This is a genomic window from Streptomyces javensis (genome assembly GCF_039525925.1).
Classification (GTDB): domain Bacteria; phylum Actinomycetota; class Actinomycetes; order Streptomycetales; family Streptomycetaceae; genus Streptomyces; species Streptomyces asiaticus.
This window is the reverse complement of the sequence record NZ_BAAAIF010000035.1, coordinates 89,918-104,262: the sequence shown is the minus strand read 5'-3', so window position 1 is coordinate 104,262 and position 14,345 is coordinate 89,918. Positions and strand designations below refer to the sequence as shown.

At 71.4% G+C, this 14,345-nt stretch carries 13 protein-coding genes; 7 read left to right on the top strand and 6 right to left on the bottom strand.

Going from position 1 to position 14,345, the window contains the following annotated elements; all coding sequences use genetic code 11:
- Positions 1–93: 93 nt before the first annotated feature.
- Both ABD329_RS27675 and ABD329_RS27670 read right to left on the bottom strand, forming a co-directional pair.
- Complete coding sequence (locus ABD329_RS27675) at positions 94–726, bottom strand: NAD(P)-dependent oxidoreductase (RefSeq protein ID WP_198278700.1); 633 nt, start codon at positions 724–726, stop codon at positions 94–96.
- On the bottom strand, positions 723–1,742 hold the full coding sequence (locus ABD329_RS27670; protein ID WP_198278701.1) for an EamA family transporter: 1,020 nt from the start codon (positions 1,740–1,742) through the stop codon (positions 723–725). The genes ABD329_RS27675 and ABD329_RS27670 overlap by 4 nt, the downstream gene beginning before the upstream one ends.
- Before the next feature lie 80 nt (positions 1,743–1,822).
- Here ABD329_RS27670 and ABD329_RS27665 point away from each other — a divergent pair, with 80 nt between their 5' ends.
- Together ABD329_RS27665 and ABD329_RS27660 are read left to right on the top strand one after the other, a co-directional pair.
- A complete protein-coding gene (locus ABD329_RS27665; protein WP_198278702.1) occupies positions 1,823–2,704 on the top strand; it encodes a LysR family transcriptional regulator in 882 nt (293 codons plus the stop codon).
- A gap of 248 nt (positions 2,705–2,952) precedes the next feature.
- The gene (locus tag ABD329_RS27660; RefSeq protein WP_198278703.1) at positions 2,953–3,513 is read left to right on the top strand and encodes an NADPH-dependent FMN reductase; all 561 of its coding nucleotides are present in this window, start codon (positions 2,953–2,955) and stop codon (positions 3,511–3,513) included.
- 134 nt (positions 3,514–3,647) lie between these two features.
- Here ABD329_RS27660 and ABD329_RS27655 read toward each other — a convergent pair whose 3' ends face one another.
- The gene (locus ABD329_RS27655; RefSeq protein ID WP_198278704.1) at positions 3,648–5,120 is read right to left on the bottom strand and encodes a sensor histidine kinase; all 1,473 of its coding nucleotides are present in this window, start codon (positions 5,118–5,120) and stop codon (positions 3,648–3,650) included.
- A 176-nt stretch (positions 5,121–5,296) separates the two neighbouring features.
- Positions 5,297–6,157 (bottom strand): SDR family oxidoreductase, encoded by an 861-nt coding sequence (locus tag ABD329_RS27650; protein ID WP_198278705.1) that lies wholly within the window; start codon positions 6,155–6,157, stop codon positions 5,297–5,299.
- A 196-nt stretch (positions 6,158–6,353) separates the two neighbouring features.
- Here ABD329_RS27650 and ABD329_RS27645 point away from each other — a divergent pair, with 196 nt between their 5' ends.
- On the top strand, positions 6,354–6,749 hold the full coding sequence (locus tag ABD329_RS27645; protein WP_198278706.1) for a winged helix-turn-helix transcriptional regulator: 396 nt from the start codon (positions 6,354–6,356) through the stop codon (positions 6,747–6,749).
- 18 nt (positions 6,750–6,767) lie between these two features.
- Here the strand turns inward: ABD329_RS27645 and ABD329_RS27640 are convergent, their stop codons facing one another.
- A complete protein-coding gene (locus tag ABD329_RS27640) occupies positions 6,768–7,442 on the bottom strand; it encodes an HAD family hydrolase (protein WP_198278707.1) in 675 nt (224 codons plus the stop codon).
- Positions 7,443–7,580: 138 nt separating this feature from the next.
- Here ABD329_RS27640 and ABD329_RS27635 point away from each other — a divergent pair, with 138 nt between their 5' ends.
- From ABD329_RS27635 to zwf, 4 genes are read left to right on the top strand one after another with little or no spacing between them, the layout of a single operon-like run.
- A complete protein-coding gene (locus ABD329_RS27635; RefSeq protein ID WP_198278708.1) occupies positions 7,581–8,978 on the top strand; it encodes an FAD-dependent oxidoreductase in 1,398 nt (465 codons plus the stop codon).
- A gap of 46 nt (positions 8,979–9,024) precedes the next feature.
- Complete coding sequence (gene tkt / locus ABD329_RS27630; RefSeq protein WP_198278709.1) at positions 9,025–11,073, top strand: transketolase; 2,049 nt, start codon at positions 9,025–9,027, stop codon at positions 11,071–11,073.
- A gap of 25 nt (positions 11,074–11,098) precedes the next feature.
- A complete protein-coding gene (gnd, locus tag ABD329_RS27625) occupies positions 11,099–12,133 on the top strand; it encodes a phosphogluconate dehydrogenase (NAD(+)-dependent, decarboxylating) (protein WP_246618667.1) in 1,035 nt (344 codons plus the stop codon).
- Positions 12,130–13,590, top strand: a complete 1,461-nt coding sequence (gene zwf, locus ABD329_RS27620) for a glucose-6-phosphate dehydrogenase (protein ID WP_344317066.1) — start codon at positions 12,130–12,132, stop codon at positions 13,588–13,590. The genes gnd and zwf overlap by 4 nt, the downstream gene beginning before the upstream one ends.
- Before the next feature lie 129 nt (positions 13,591–13,719).
- Here zwf and ABD329_RS27615 read toward each other — a convergent pair whose 3' ends face one another.
- On the bottom strand, positions 13,720–14,322 hold the full coding sequence (locus ABD329_RS27615; RefSeq protein ID WP_198278372.1) for a TetR/AcrR family transcriptional regulator: 603 nt from the start codon (positions 14,320–14,322) through the stop codon (positions 13,720–13,722).
- Between the last annotated feature and the right edge of the window lie 23 nt (positions 14,323–14,345).

Here is a 14,345-nt window from a genome sequence, read left to right as displayed (position 1 = left end):
ATGTTCAGACGAAGGCCGCTTCGATGTATGCCGGATACCGAACCGAGTGATCAAGTTCGACGCACCATTCGACGCCAGACGTTAAAGATCAAGCTAGTAGCCGACGGTGAAGTGTGTGTCCTCGCTCGGGTTCTCCAGTTCGTCGAGGACCGCCACGGCGAGGTCCTCGGCCGAGACCCGGGACGCGCCGTCGGCCGTGGTGATGAGGGTCGTGGTGCCGCGCCGGTACTTTCCGGTGCGATCCCCGGGTTCGAGGAGGGCGGGTGGGCTGAGATAGATCCAGTCCGCCGAGTGGGTCCGGCAGACGTCCAGTTGCGCGGCGCTGGCGGCGGCGATGGCGCGGAAGGGCTCCGGGACGTACTCCGGGCTGTCCAGGACGAGCCGGTCGGAGTGGCCCGGGTTCCGCAGGGGCGCGGCGCCGCCCACGACGAGGATGCGTGTCCCGACCGTCTCGGCCGCGGTGAGCAGCGCCTTCGTGGTCCTGACGGCGGTGTCCTCGTGCCCGGGGGCGGGGCGGGTCGCGGCCACGATCGCGTCGGTGCCGGCGAACAGCCGGCTCATGTGGTCGGAGTCGTTCGCGTCGCCCCGCACGGCGATCACCCCGGGTCGCGGGGCGACCGCCGGCTCCTTGCGGAACACCGCGACGAGGTCATGGCCCCGGCTCACGGCTTCGTCGACGACACGTGAGCCGACCATGCCGGCGGCTCCGACAACGGCGATCTTCATCTGGGTGTCCCTTCCGGGGTGGGGGTGGAGACGGAGTCGTCCGCGGGTATCTGGGTGCTGGTGCTGGTGCTGGTGCTGGTGCCGGTGCCGGTGCCGGTCCGGGTCCGGGGCCGGGTACGCGGCGGGAGCTGTCCCGCGACGATCGCGGCGAGCGAGAGCGCGAATCCCACGAGCTGGATCGGGCCGAGCGTCTGGTCGAGCACGATGGCGCCGAGAACGGCGGCCACCAGCGGGGAGAGCAGGGCGAGAACCGCGACCGAGGCCACGGGCAGGCTGGTGATGCCCTGGAACCACAGGGCGTAGGTGAGCAGACCGCCGACGAGCCCCAGCCAGAGGTACCCGAGGACGGCGGGCAGGTCGATCGCGGGAGGCGCCCCCTCGACGAGGAAGGTGAGGGGCAGCAGGAAGAGCCCGCCCGCGGTGAGTTGCCACCCGGCGAAGGCGGTGGCCCCGACCCCGGCGGGGCGCCCCCAGCGCTTGGTGAGCGTCACACCGAGCGCCATCGTGACCGCGCCCGCGAGGCCCGCCACGACCCCGACGGTGTCGAGCGCCGCGTTCGGCCCGATCACCACAAGGCCGACGCCGACGACGCCCGTCACACCCCACAGGAGGCGCCACGGCGAAAGGCGCTCATGGAGCACGGTGACGGCCAGGACGGCCACGACCAGCGGCTGGGCCGCCGCCAGGGTGGCGGCCACGCCACCCGGCAGGCGTTCCGCCGCGATGAACAGCAGCGGCAGGAACAGCCCGATGTTCAGCACGCCGAGCGCCGCGGCCTTCCCCCACCAGGCGCCGCGCGGCAGCGTCCGGGTGAGGGCCAGCGCGATCAGCCCGGCGGGCAACGCGCGCAGGAACCCCGCGAAGAGCGGATGTCCCTCGGGGAGAAGTTCGGTGGTGACGACATATGTCGTGCCCCACACCGAGGGAGCGAGCGCCGTCAGGGCGGTGCGTGGCAGGTTTCCGTGGCGGACACCGCCGGCCCCGCCGGAAGCCACGTGTGTGGTGTGCCGTGTCATGGCTCGAAGTCTCACCTCGGGGCCATTGATGAGTCCAACACATGTTTGTCACCTCATCGATCTGGATCCACGATGGATCCATGGAGCTTCAGCAGATGCGGTACGTCGTCGCCGTCGCCGAGACGAACAGCTTCACCCGCGCCGCGGAACGGTGTCTGGTCGTCCAGTCCGCCCTCAGCCACCAAATAGCCCGGCTGGAGAAGGAGTTGGGTGCGAGACTCTTCGAGCGCACCAGCCGCCGGGTGCGGCTGACACCGGCCGGTGCGGCCTTCCTCCCGGCCGCCCGCCAGTGCCTGGACGCCGCCGAGCGCGCGGCCGTCGAGGTCGCGGCGGCCGTCGGGGAGGTACGCGGACGGCTCGCCGTGGGCCTGATCCCCACCGTCACCGCGGTCGACATCCCGGGCGCGCTGCGCGACTTCCGCGAGCGGTATCCGCGTGTGCGCATCAGCTTGCGGGTGGGCGCCAGCGACGAGCTCGTCGAGCAGGTCAGGGAAGGCGCCCTCGACGTGGCGTTCCTCGGCCTGCCGACCACCGCCCGCCCGCGGGGTGTCGCCGCCCATGAACTGGCGCGGGACCGGCTCGTCGCCGTGGTCGCACCGGACCATCCCCTCGCCGAGGAGTCACAGGTCGATCTGCGCAGGCTCTCCTCCGAGGTGTTCGTGGACCTCCCGGCCGGGACCGCCGGACGCGCCCAGTCCGACCTGGCCTTCGAGGCCGCCGGGCTTACCCGTGACGTGGCTTTCGAAGTGACCAGCGCGGACTTCATCGCCCGGCTCGTCGGCCCGGGCCTCGGCGTGGCGATGCTTCCCACCGCCTACGCGCCTCATCTCGCGGGCGTCGTCACCATCGAGGTCGCCGACGCACCGGCCCGCGTCGAGTACGTCATCTGGAGCCGCTTCAGCCGCACACCGGCGGCGACCGCCTTCCTCACGGCGCTGGACATCACGCCCGCCGAAGACTGACGGACCCGGGCCACCCCGCCCTCATGACGCCTGCCGCCGCGATCGCCGCATCGAGGACGGCCGAACCACCAGACGAGTCCCGATCACCACGGGCGGCGGGGTGTGCGGCGGGCGGGAGAATACGCTCCCGCCCCCGCGTCGCCCGCCGATGTGGATGCGTGGGGGCGGGCGATGCGGGACAGCGGTCCGTCCGGACGAGTTACGGGCCCGACTCTGGGAACGCGCCACGGAACGGAAAGGACTACGCAATGCTCAAGATCGCCATCATTCTCGGCAGCACCCGCCCCGGCCGCAACGGCGCGGCCGTCGCCCAGTGGGTCTTCGACATCGCCCGGCGGCGCACCGACGCGGAGTACGAACTCGTCGACATCGACGACTACCGGCTCCCCCTCCTGGACGAGGCGGTCCCGCCGTCGCTGGGCCAGTACTCACAGCCGCACACCAGGGCCTGGGCGGAGAAGATCGCCTCCTTCGACGGCTATGTGTTCATCACCCCCGAGTACAACCACTCCACCTCCGGCGCCCTGAAGAACGCCATCGACTTCCTGTACGCCGAGTGGAACAACAAGGCCGCCGGCTTCGTCGGCTACGGCAGCGCGGGTGGCACCCGCGCGGTCGAGCATCTGCGCCTGGTCATGGCCGAGCTCCAGGTGGCCGATGTGCGCGCACAGGTCGCGCTGTCCCTGTTCACCGACTTCGAGAACTTCAGCACGTTCACTCCCGCCGAACACCAGGCCGAGGCCGTGAACACCCTGCTCGACCAGGTCGTCAGCTGGAGCACCGCCATGGCCACCGTCCGCGCCGCCTGAGCGCTCCGCGGGAAGCGCCGCGAGGTGCGGTCGTTCGGCCGCGGCTGCGCCGTGGCCGGTCGCGCCCGCGCGGCGGAGCCGCACATCGACACGGCCCCGCGCCCCTTCGGGGCGCACCCGAACCGCACTGGACGTCAGCGGGGCAGCGCGTGGCGGCCGGTGAGCCAGTCCCGGCGCATCAGCGGCAGGGTGCTCTCCACGTCCCGTACGCCGGTGACCGGCAGCCGCACCTCGAAGCGGGTGCCGGGGCGCCCGTCGGGCCGGTCCAGTACGGTGATCCGGCCCCGGTGCAGGGTGATCTGCTGGGCGACCAGGGTCAGGCCGAGACCGGAGCCGGGGCTGTCCGGGCCGCGCCGGAAGCGCTGGAAGACCTCCTCGCGGCGCTCGGGTGGAATGCCGGGGCCGTGGTCGTCCACGGTGAGTACCGCGAGCGGCTGCCGTGGGTCACCGGAGTGGCGCAGGGTCACCTCGACATGGGCCGTGCCGTCGGTGGCGCGGCCATGGGTCCAGGCGTTGGTCAGCAGGTTGTCCACCGCCGAGCGCAGCCCCTCCTCCCAGCCGTGCACCAGCAGCCCCGGGGTGGTGCGCACCGACACCTCGGCGTCCGGATGGGTGCGCCGCAGGTCGGAGACGGACGCGTCCAGCACCTCAGTGAGGTCCAGCGACGTGAACGCGTCCGCCTCGACCAGGTCGCCCTGCGCGAGCGCCCTGAGCATCACCAGCAGCCCCAGCAGCCGGGTGTGTTCGCGGCCCAGGTCGTCGAGCACTTCCGCGCGGTCCACGGGGTCCAGGTCGGGGTGGTCGGCGAGGATGTCGATGTTGGTGCGCATGCTCATCAGCGGGGTGCGCAGCTCGTGGGACGCGGTCGCGGCGAACGCACGGGCGGTGGCCAGCGCCTCCCCGGTGCGTTGGACCTGCTCGTCGTAGCGGTCGAGCACGGTTTGCAGCGTGTACGCCAGGTCGTCGACCTCACCGATCCGGGTCGGTGTGTGCTCCAGGCGCACGGTGCTGGTCCGGGGGTCCAGGCCGCTGGTGCGCCGCTGCAACCGCCGCAGCGGCCGGACCGCCCGGGCCGCGATGGCCCAGGTGGTGGCCCCGGACAGGGGCGCGGCCACCAGCGCCCCGAACACGACCCGCTGGCGCACCAGCGCCAGCTCCTCCTCGGCGGTGTCCGGCGAGAACAGCCACAGATTCGGTGAGCTGCCCTCCTTCGCGGCACCGACGCGCAGCGACAGGACCAGCCAGTCCGTGCCATCGGAGGTCACGGTGACCGGCTTCGGGGCGTTGCGGGGCAGCGCGGGGAGCGGATCGGGCTGCGGTCCGGCGGAGATCGTGTCCCCGGGCGCGGTCAGCCGGATGCCCACGTCCCGCGCGGAGTTGACCAGCCGCCGCTTCCGGGTCTGCTCCATGACCGGGCGGTCGGCCCCGGCGACATCGAGGAACGCCTTGGCGTTCTTGGCGACGACCGTGGCGCGAGCGCGCAACTGGGAGTTCTGGTGTGTGCGCAGGTCGTCGCCGACCAGGTGCAGCAGCAGCCAGCCGGAGGCCAGTACCAGCAGCGGCACGCTCACGCCGACCGCGAGCGCGATGCGGGTGGACAGCCTCATGACGCCTCCCCGGACGGTGTTCCCCCGGACAGTCCGTCGTTGCCTGCCATGCGCACCTCTGTTCCGCGGCGGTCGAACGCGTCCGTTCGAGGAACAGATCAAAGCATCGACACGGCCCGTGTCTCCACACCGAACCGACAGCGGCACCGGCGACCGCCGCCGCTGCGGCCCCGCCGTCAGGAGCCGAGAGCCCCGGTGAGCGCGTCGGTGAGGGTGGTCGTGGGCCGGCCGATCAGACGGCTCAGATCCGAGGAGTCGGTGAAGAGCTCACCGCGCTCGAGCCCGAGGTCCGCGTCGGCGAGCACCTCGGCCAGTTCGGCGGGCAGCCCGGCGTCGAGCAGCGCACCGCGGAACCGCTCGGCGGGGAGATCGCCGTAGACCACCTGCTGGCCGGTGGCGGCGGACAGCGCGGTGGCCAGCTCCGCGAGGGAGAAGGCGGTGTCCCCGCCCAGCTCGTACACGGAGCCCGCATGCCCCTCGGTGGTGAGGACGGCGGCCGCGGCCTCCGCGTAGTCGCGTCGCGCCGCCGCGCTGACCCGCCCGGCACCGGCACTGCCGGGCACGACTCCGGATCGCAGATAGAGCGGGATCTGGGAGGTGTAGTTCTCCAGGTACCAGCCGTTGCGCAGGACGACCCCGGGCACCCCGCTGTCGCGCAGATACCGCTCGGTCCTCGCATGGGCGTCGGCGAGGATCATGCTCGCGGTGTGCGCGTTGAGCGTGCTGGTGTAGGCGATCAGCTCGGCACCGGCCCGCGCGGCCGCGTCGATGGCGCGGGTGTGGTTGTCGAACCGCTCGCCGACGGTGGTCGTCGACACGAGCAGGACCTTCCGCGCCCCCTTGAACGCCTCGGTGAGGCCGGTGGCGTCGCTGAAGTCGGCCTGCCGCACCTGGACGCCGCGCTCGGCCAGATCGGCCAGCCGGTCGGTGCTCCGCCCGGTGGCGATGATGCCGGGTGCCGCCACTCCGCGGCGCAGCAGGTCCTCCACGACGAGGCGGCCGAGCTGGCCGGTGGCTCCGGTAACGGCGATGGACATGTCTGTACTCCTGCTTCTGGTACGTGGTTCATATGGTTCGCAGGGGGCTCGAACGCCCCGTCAGAAGTACACCGGAGTGGCTCCCCATTGGGAAGTGACCACTTTCCGGTTGGGTTGCTCTCCAATGGAGAGTTTCCAGCGCTTCGGTATGCTGACGGGTCCGGGGAAGGCGGACGAGGCGGAGGAGAACACGGTCATGGCGAGAGCACCGCGCACCGACTGGGACCCGTACGCCGACGGCTGTCCGTCCCGTGAGGTCCTGGACCGCATCGGCGACAAGTGGACCGTGCTCGTCCTCGGTGAACTGGCCGAATCCGGTACCAGGCGCTACACGGCGCTGCGCCGGAAGCTGGACGGGGTGAGCGAGAAGATGCTCACGCAGACGCTGCGCGCGCTGGAGCGGGACGGGCTGGTCCGGCGTACCGTTCATCCGGAGGTCCCGCCCCGGGTCGAGTACGAGATCACCGAGTTGGGCGCCACGCTGCGCGAGCCGTTGGTGGCGCTGAAGAACTGGTCGATGCGTCACATGGACGAGGTGCTGGAGGCGCGGGCCGCCTACGACCGGGAGCGGGACACCGCCGCACAGGGCTGACTCGGCCCCCGGCCGTTCTCACGTGTGCGGGAACGGCTCGGTCAGCGACGCAAGCACATGGTCGGCCTCGGCGGCGCGCAGCTCCTCCGCGGAGTAGTGGCCACTCGCGACCCCCACCGCGGTCGCGTTCGCCGCGCGCGCGGCCTCGATGTCGCGAGGGGTGTCCCCGACCACGTAGACATCGTGGCGGCCCAGATCGTGCCCGTGCAGCCGGGCGGCCTTCGCCATCGCCAGGCGGGTGATCTCCGCCCGGTCCGGGGAGTCCGAGCCGTAGGCGCCGAACACGAAATAGCGGCCCAGCCTGCCCGGTTCCATCTTGATCCGGGCCGCGCCCTCCATCGCGCCGGAGATGAGCCCGAGGATGATCCCCGCGTCCGTGATCCGCCGCAGGGTGTCTTCGACGCCGTCCATGACGCGGTACCCCTCCGAGGTCCGGATGTCCTCCGAGAGATGCCACAGATACGCCGCGTACAGGCGGGCCATCTCATCGTGACTGGGCTCGCGGCCGAGCACGGCCCGGAACGTCTCCCGGCCGACCTGCGGATCGGTCTCCCCGGCCGAGGTGTGTTCTCCGATGTCGGCGGCCACGCCGTGCAACCGGTCGAAGGCCCAGGCCCAACTCCGGGCCCCGGAGCCACCGGTGTGGATCAGGGTTTCGTCGATGTCGAAGAGCGCCGCTATCGGTCCGGCCATCACACGTTCTCCTCCGCTTCGGCCTGCTTCCAGGGTGCGCGGTGGTACCGGGGGCGGCCAGTTGCGGGGCCGCGGTGTTGGTGGTGCCGTTGAAATGACGGAGGCAGCACCCCCGGAGGGCCGAGAAGGGGAGCGACCATGGGCACCACCCACCGCGGTCTGCGAGCCGACCTGCTCGTGATCGGTTTCGGCAAGGGCGGCAAGACGGTGGCCGCCACGATGGGCGGGCTCGGCAAGCGCGTGGTGCTGGTCGAGCGGTCGGCGCGGATGTACGGCGGCACCTGCCCGAACGTCGGCTGTGTGCCGACCAAGGCACTGGTCCACCACTCCCGCAAGCGCCGGCCGGAGGATGTGCCCCAGGAGTGGTACGAGCGCTCCGTGGGCGAGGTGCAGGCGCTGACGAAGCAGTTCCGCGGTGACAACTACGACGGGCTGAACGGCATGGACACCGTCTCGGTGATCACCGGGACCGCCGCGTTCACCGATCCGCACACCGTGCGCGTCGAGACCGCCGACGGCCCCCTGACGATCACCGCGGAGACGATCCTCATCAACACCGGATCGGAGCCGATCGTCCTCGACATCCCCGGCCTGCGCACCAGCCAGTACACCGTCACCAGCACCGAACTGATCGACTCCACCATTCTCCCGGAACGGCTGGTGATCATCGGCGGCGGCTACCTCGGCCTTGAATTCGCCTCCATCTACGGGCAGTTCGGCTCCGAGGTCACCGTGCTCGAGGCGGCCCCGAAGGTGTTCGGCCTGGTGGACGACGACGTTGCCGCCGTCGCCGAGAGCATCCTGGTGGAGGAGGGAATCGGGATCGTCACGGGGGCCGCCGTCACGGAGATCCGTGACGGCGAGACCTCCGCGACCGTCGTCTACGAGACGGACGGCCGGCGGCACACCCTGGAGGCCGACGCCGTCCTCGCCGCCACCGGCCGCGCCCCGGCCACCCGCGATCTGGCGCTGGATGCCGCCGGTGTGCGCACCAACGAGCGCGGCGCGGTCGAGGTCGATGAGCATCTGCGCACCAGCCGACCGCACATCTTCGCCCTCGGAGACGTCAACGGCGGGCCGCAGTTCACCTATATCTCGCTCGACGACAGCCGTATCGTCCTCGACCAGCTGCTCGGCGAGGGCAAGCGCTCCACCGACGACCGGGTCGCCATCCCGCACACCGTCTTCATCACCCCGCCGCTGGCCACCGTCGGGCTCACCGAGAGGCAGGCCCGGGCGGCCGGACACCGGGTGCGGATCGCCAGTCAGCCGGTGGCCGAGATCGTCGCCATGCCGCGCGCGTACATCGTCGAGGACACCCGCGGGGTGATGAAGTTCGTGCTCGACGCAGAGACCGACGAGATCCTGGGCGCCGCCCTGCTCAGCGTGGACGCGCAGGAAATCGTCAACACCGTCGCGCTCGCCATGCGCCACGGCATCCGGGCGGCCGAGCTCCGCAACGCCGTCTACACCCACCCCACCTCCACCGAGGCCTTCAACGACGTCCTCGCGACGATCGTCCGGTCCGACACCTAGCGAGGCTCCACAGACAACCATCGAGCGCACGGAGGGCGGCGTCGCCATGACCGACCTGGACACGCTGTCGGTGAACACGATCCGCGGACTGTGCATGGACGCGGTCCAGAAGGCGAATTCGGGGCACCCCGGGACGCCCATGGGGATGGCGCCCGTCGCGTACACACTGTGGCAGCGGTTTCTGCGCTTCGACCCCGCCGATCCCATCTGGCCGAACCGCGACCGCTTCGTGCTCTCCGAGGGCCATGCCTCCGCCCTGCTCTGGTCGCTGCTGCATCTGACCGGTGTGCGCACGGTCGACCCCGAGTACGAGGTGCTGGGGCGTCCGGCGGTGACCCTCGACGATCTGAAGTCCTTCCGGCAGCTCGACTCGCGCTGCCCCGGCCACCCCGAGTACCGCTGGACGAGCGGCGTCGAGACGACCACCGGCCCGCTCGGCCAGGGCGTCGCCACCTCCGTCGGCATGGCGATCGCCGGTCAGTGGCTGGCGGCCAGGTACAACCGCGACGACTTCACGCTCTTCGACTTCGATGTGTACGCGCTCGCCGGGGACGGCTGCATGATGGAGGGCGTCTCCTCCGAGGCGGCCTCGCTCGCCGGACATCTGCGGCTGTCCAACCTGTGCTGGATCTACGACTCCAACCGGGTCACCATCGAGGGCCATACCGACATCACCTTCACCGAGGACGTGGCCGCGCGTTTCCTGGCCTACGGCTGGAACGTGACCACCGTGGCCGACGCAGGCGACCTCGGCCGGATCGGCCGCGCCTTCCACTCCTTCCGGGCCGAGGCCACGCGTCCGACCCTGATCCTCGTCCACAGCCACATCGGGTACGGCTCGCCGGTCGAGGACTCGCCGAAAGCACACGGGGCGCCGTTCGGACCGGAGGGGGTCAGGGCCACCAAGCGCGCCCTCGGCCTGCCACCCGACGCCGACTTCCACATCCCCGACGGTGTGCCCGACTGGTTCGCGCGGGGCATCGGGGCGCGCGGCGGCCAGTTGCGCAGCCACTGGGAGAAGACGTTCGACGCCTACCGCGGCGCGTACCCCGAGCTCGCCGACGAGCTGGAGCGGATCCAGCGCCGTGAGCTGCCGGACGGCTGGGAGACCGCGCTGCCCACCTTCCCGGCCGATCCGAGGGGCCTGGCGGGCCGCGACTCCTCGGGCCAGGTGCTGAACGCGGTGGCCAAGGCGGTGCCCTGGGTGCTCGGCGGATCCGCCGACCTGGCGCCGTCCACCAAGACCCGCCTCACCTTCGGCGGCGCGGGCGACTTCCAGCCGTATGACCGCGCCGGGCGCAATCTGCACTTCGGCGTACGGGAGCACGCGGCCGCCGCGGTGGCCAATGGGATGGCGCTGACGAAGCTCCGTCCGTTCTGGTCCGGGTTCCTGATCTTCTCCGACTACGCCAAGGCGGCCATTCGCCTCTCCGCGCTGATGGAGATCCCCACCGTGCACATCTTCACCCACGACTCCATCGGGGTCGGCGAGGACGGACCCACCCACCAGCCCGTCGAGCAGCTCGCGGGGCTGCGCGCCACGCCCGGGCTGCTGGTGTTCCGCCCCGCCGACGCGAACGAGGTCGCCGAGACCTGGCGGGTGGTCGCCGGTCTCCGCCGGGCGCCGGCCGCGCTGGTCCTCTCCCGCCAGCCCCTGCCCACCCTCGACCGCACTCGGCTCGGCGCGGCCACCGGTGTCGCGTGGGGCGCCTACGTCCTGGCGGACGCGGACCGGGGCGAGCCCGAGGTGATCCTGCTCGCCACCGGTTCCGAGGTGGCGCTGGCCCTGGCCGCGCACGAGGAGCTCACCGCCGAGGGCATCGCGTCCCGGGTGGTGAGCATGCCGTGCTGGGAGCTGTTCGACCGTCAGCCGCGCGAGTACCGCGACCAGGTGCTGCCGCCCGCGGTCACGCGCAGGGTCGCGGTGGAGGAGGGCTCCACGCTCGGCTGGGACCGCTATGTCGGCGCGGACGGGGCCGTCGTCGGCATGCACACCTTCGGCGCCTCCGCACCCCTCAAACAGCTGCTCACGAAGTTCGGATTCACCCCCGAGCGCGTCGCGCGGGTGGCGCGCGACCTGGTGGCCCCGGGCTGAGCGCGATGACGCGACAGGAGAGCACATGGCTACCGACACCCCCATGCAGCTCGGCATGGTCGGGCTCGGCCGGATGGGCGCGAACCTCGTGCGCCGGCTGATGCGCGACGGCCACCGTTGTGTGGTCTACGACGTCAACGAAAGCGCCGTACAGGAAATGGCGGGCGAGGGCGCCGTCGCCGCCCGCTCGCTCGGCGACCTGGTGGCGAAGCTGGAGCCGCCACGGGCCGTCTGGCTCATGCTGCCCGCCGCCGTCGTACAGCCCACCCTCGACCAGCTCACCGAGCTCCTCGACCCGGACGACGCCGTCATCGACGGTGGCAACTCCTACTACCGCGACGACATCACCCGCGCGGCACAGCTCGCCCCGCACCGCATCCACTACCTGGACTGCGGAACCTCCGGCGGAGTCTGGGGACTTGAGCGCGGCTACTGCCTGATGATCGGCGGTGAGGACGGGCCCGTCGCCCGGCTCGACCCCATCTTCCGCACCATCGCGCCCGGTAGCGGCTCCGCCGAGCCCACACCGAGCAGACACACCGACGGAACGGCTCCGGAGGGCTATCTCCACTGCGGCCCCAGCGGAGCCGGCCACTTCGTGAAGATGGTCCACAACGGGGTCGAGTACGGCATGATGGCCGCGATCGCCGAGGGGCTCAGCATCATCGACCACGCGGACGCCGGGCTGCGCAAGCGCGCCGCCGACGCGGAGACCACCCCGCTGCGCGAGCCGGAGGCGTACCAGTACGAGATCGACGTCGGCGAGGTGGCCGAGGTGTGGCGCCGCGGCTCGGTCGTGGGCTCCTGGCTCGTCGACCTCACCGCCGACGCGCTCGCCCGGTCGCCGAAGCTGGACGAGTTCACCGGACGTGTCTCGGACTCCGGCGAAGGGCGCTGGACGGTACGGGCCGCGATCGACGAAGGCGTACCCGCCGCCGTGATCAGCACGGCGCTCACCGACCGCTTCCAGTCCCGGGGCCTGGGCGAGTTCGCCGACCGGGTGCTGTCCGCCATGCGCAGCGAGTTCGGCGGACACGCCGAGAAGAGGAGCGGGCGATGACGGCGCCGGACGACCATGTGATCGTGCTCTTCGGCGCCACCGGCGACCTCGCCAAGCGCAAGCTCCTGCCCGGGCTGTTCCATCTCGCCGCCGCGGGCCTCCTCCCCGACGGCTACCGCGTCGTGGGCTCGGCCCCGACCCGCTCCGCGATGAGCGACGACGCGTTCCGCACCCATGCCCATGACGCGGTCGCCGCCTTCGGACGGTCCAAGCCGACCGGGCCGGTGTGGAAGTCCTTCGAGGAGTCGCTGTCCTTCGGCGCGGCCGACCCCCAGGACCCCGACGCGCTGCTCGCGGCCGTACGGGCGGCGGAGGACTCCCTCGGCGGGTCGGCCCGCAGACTGTTCCACCTGGCCATTCCGCCCTCGGCGTTCGCGTCCACCATCGGCATGCTCGGCGACACGGGCCTGGCCGAGAACGCGAAGGTGATCGTAGAGAAACCCTTCGGCACCGACCTGGCGTCGGCGCGGGCGCTCAACGAGACGATCAACGCCGTCTTCGACGAGTCCCGGGTCTTCCGCATCGACCACTTCCTCGGCAAGGAGTCGGTGGACAACATCCTCGCCCTCCGCTTCGCCAACGGCATGTTCGAGCCCAACTGGAACCGGGACCACATCAGATATGTGCAGATCGACGTTCCCGAGACGCTCGGCCTCGAGGGCCGTGCCCACTTCTACGAGGGCACCGGAGCCTTCCGGGACATGATCGTCACCCATCTGATCCAGGTGCTCGGCATCGTGGCGATGGAACCACCGGTCTCGCTCGCCGCCGAGCCGTTGCGCGACGAGAAGGACAAGGTCTTCGAGGCACTGCGCCCCATCGAGCCCGGGGATGTCGTGCGCGGCCAGTACGAGGGCTACCGAGACGAGCCGGGCGTGGCCCCCGATTCGACGACCGAGACGTTCGCCGCGCTGCGGCTGGAGGTGGACAACTGGCGGTGGGCCGGGGTCCCGTTCCATCTGCGCTCCGGCAAGGGCCTCGCACAGGGCCGCCAGGTGATCACCCTCGGACTGCGCGAGCCGCCCCTGCGGATGTTCCCCACCGACCTCCCCGGTCAGGAGAAGAACCGGGGCAACGAGATCGTGATCGACTTCGGGGACCCCGGGTGGATCGCGGCCCACTTCCTCGCCAAGGAGCCCGGCCCCGCGATGCGGCTCGAACCGGCCACGATGGCCTTCGGCTACGCCGGGTCGTTCTGCGAGGAGAACGGGCTCGAGGGCTATGAACGCCTGATCCTGGACGCCATGCTGGGCGATCAGTCGCTGTTCACCCGGGCAGGCGGCATCGAACACATCTGGGCCGCGTCGACCCTCCTCCTGGAGAACCCACCCCCGGTCCAGCCCTACGCCCCCGGCTCCTGGGGCCCCGAACCGGCCATCAGCGAACTGATCGCGCCCTACTCATGGCATCTGCCGGACGCCGCCGAGGTCCGGCCCGGCACGTTCGGCACCGGCTGAAGATCGCGGTGGCCGCCGCCGGGGGCGCCGCGAACCGCCAGGGCTCCGCACGGGTTGCGGGTGGCCTGCCCCTTCGCCGTCAGCTCCTTGCGCATGGCGCGCGCCATCGACTGGACTGGCTGGTCCAGTTTATTGCGCCTCGGGTGCCGGCCAGAGCGCCCTGGCGGCGTCGGGCAGGCCGTCGACCGCGTCCGGGCCGAGCGTGGCGAGCTGGAGGATGTAGCCGGGCACCGTGGAGGTGATCAGTTGGGCGAGTGAGTCCGCCGCGGCGTCCGCGGGCAGCTGGCGGACCTCCTGATGCTCCCGCACGATGGCGGCGAGGTCGGCCGTCGCCTCGGTGAGCGCGGTCTTGAGCCGGTCGGCGAGCGTCGGGTTGCGCAGGGATTCGGACCAGGTCAGCAGCGCGATGGCGGCGAAGCCGCTCTCCGTGTGCTTCGCCCTGATGACCTCGAAGAGATCGGCGATCGCCTCGCCGACCCCGGCGGCGGGCCTGCGCTCGGCCTGGCGGCGGGCCTGTCGCACCACCTCGGCCAGGTTCTCCTCGGCGATCGCGATGATCATGTCCTGCTTGCTGGAGAAATACCGGTAGAGCGCCCCCGAGGACACCCCGGCCTCGGCGAGCAGATCCTGCATCGACGTCTCATGGAAGCCGTCCCGGACGAAGCAGCGCCGCGCCGCGGTCAGGATCTCCGCTCTGCGGGCGTCGAGGTACTCCTGGCTCACCTTGGGCATGGCGCCAGACTACATCAAAAGCG

Excerpts from the sequence above, each read along its gene's own strand:
- ABD329_RS27675 (WP_198278700.1), bottom strand. The coding sequence starts at position 726 with ATGAAGATCGCCGTTGTCGGAGCCGCCGGCATGGTCGGCTCACGTGTC.
- ABD329_RS27670 (WP_198278701.1), bottom strand. The coding sequence starts at position 1,742 with ATGACACGGCACACCACACACGTGGCTTCCGGCGGGGCCGGCGGTGTC.
- ABD329_RS27665 (WP_198278702.1), top strand. The coding sequence starts at position 1,823 with ATGGAGCTTCAGCAGATGCGGTACGTCGTCGCCGTCGCCGAGACGAAC.
- ABD329_RS27660 (WP_198278703.1), top strand. The coding sequence starts at position 2,953 with ATGCTCAAGATCGCCATCATTCTCGGCAGCACCCGCCCCGGCCGCAAC.
- ABD329_RS27655 (WP_198278704.1), bottom strand. The coding sequence starts at position 5,120 with ATGAGGCTGTCCACCCGCATCGCGCTCGCGGTCGGCGTGAGCGTGCCG.
- ABD329_RS27650 (WP_198278705.1), bottom strand. The coding sequence starts at position 6,157 with ATGTCCATCGCCGTTACCGGAGCCACCGGCCAGCTCGGCCGCCTCGTC.
- ABD329_RS27645 (WP_198278706.1), top strand. The coding sequence starts at position 6,354 with ATGGCGAGAGCACCGCGCACCGACTGGGACCCGTACGCCGACGGCTGT.
- ABD329_RS27640 (WP_198278707.1), bottom strand. The coding sequence starts at position 7,442 with ATGGCCGGACCGATAGCGGCGCTCTTCGACATCGACGAAACCCTGATC.
- ABD329_RS27635 (WP_198278708.1), top strand. The coding sequence starts at position 7,581 with ATGGGCACCACCCACCGCGGTCTGCGAGCCGACCTGCTCGTGATCGGT.
- tkt (WP_198278709.1), top strand. The coding sequence starts at position 9,025 with ATGACCGACCTGGACACGCTGTCGGTGAACACGATCCGCGGACTGTGC.
- gnd (WP_246618667.1), top strand. The coding sequence starts at position 11,099 with ATGGCTACCGACACCCCCATGCAGCTCGGCATGGTCGGGCTCGGCCGG.
- zwf (WP_344317066.1), top strand. The coding sequence starts at position 12,130 with ATGACGGCGCCGGACGACCATGTGATCGTGCTCTTCGGCGCCACCGGC.
- ABD329_RS27615 (WP_198278372.1), bottom strand. The coding sequence starts at position 14,322 with ATGCCCAAGGTGAGCCAGGAGTACCTCGACGCCCGCAGAGCGGAGATC.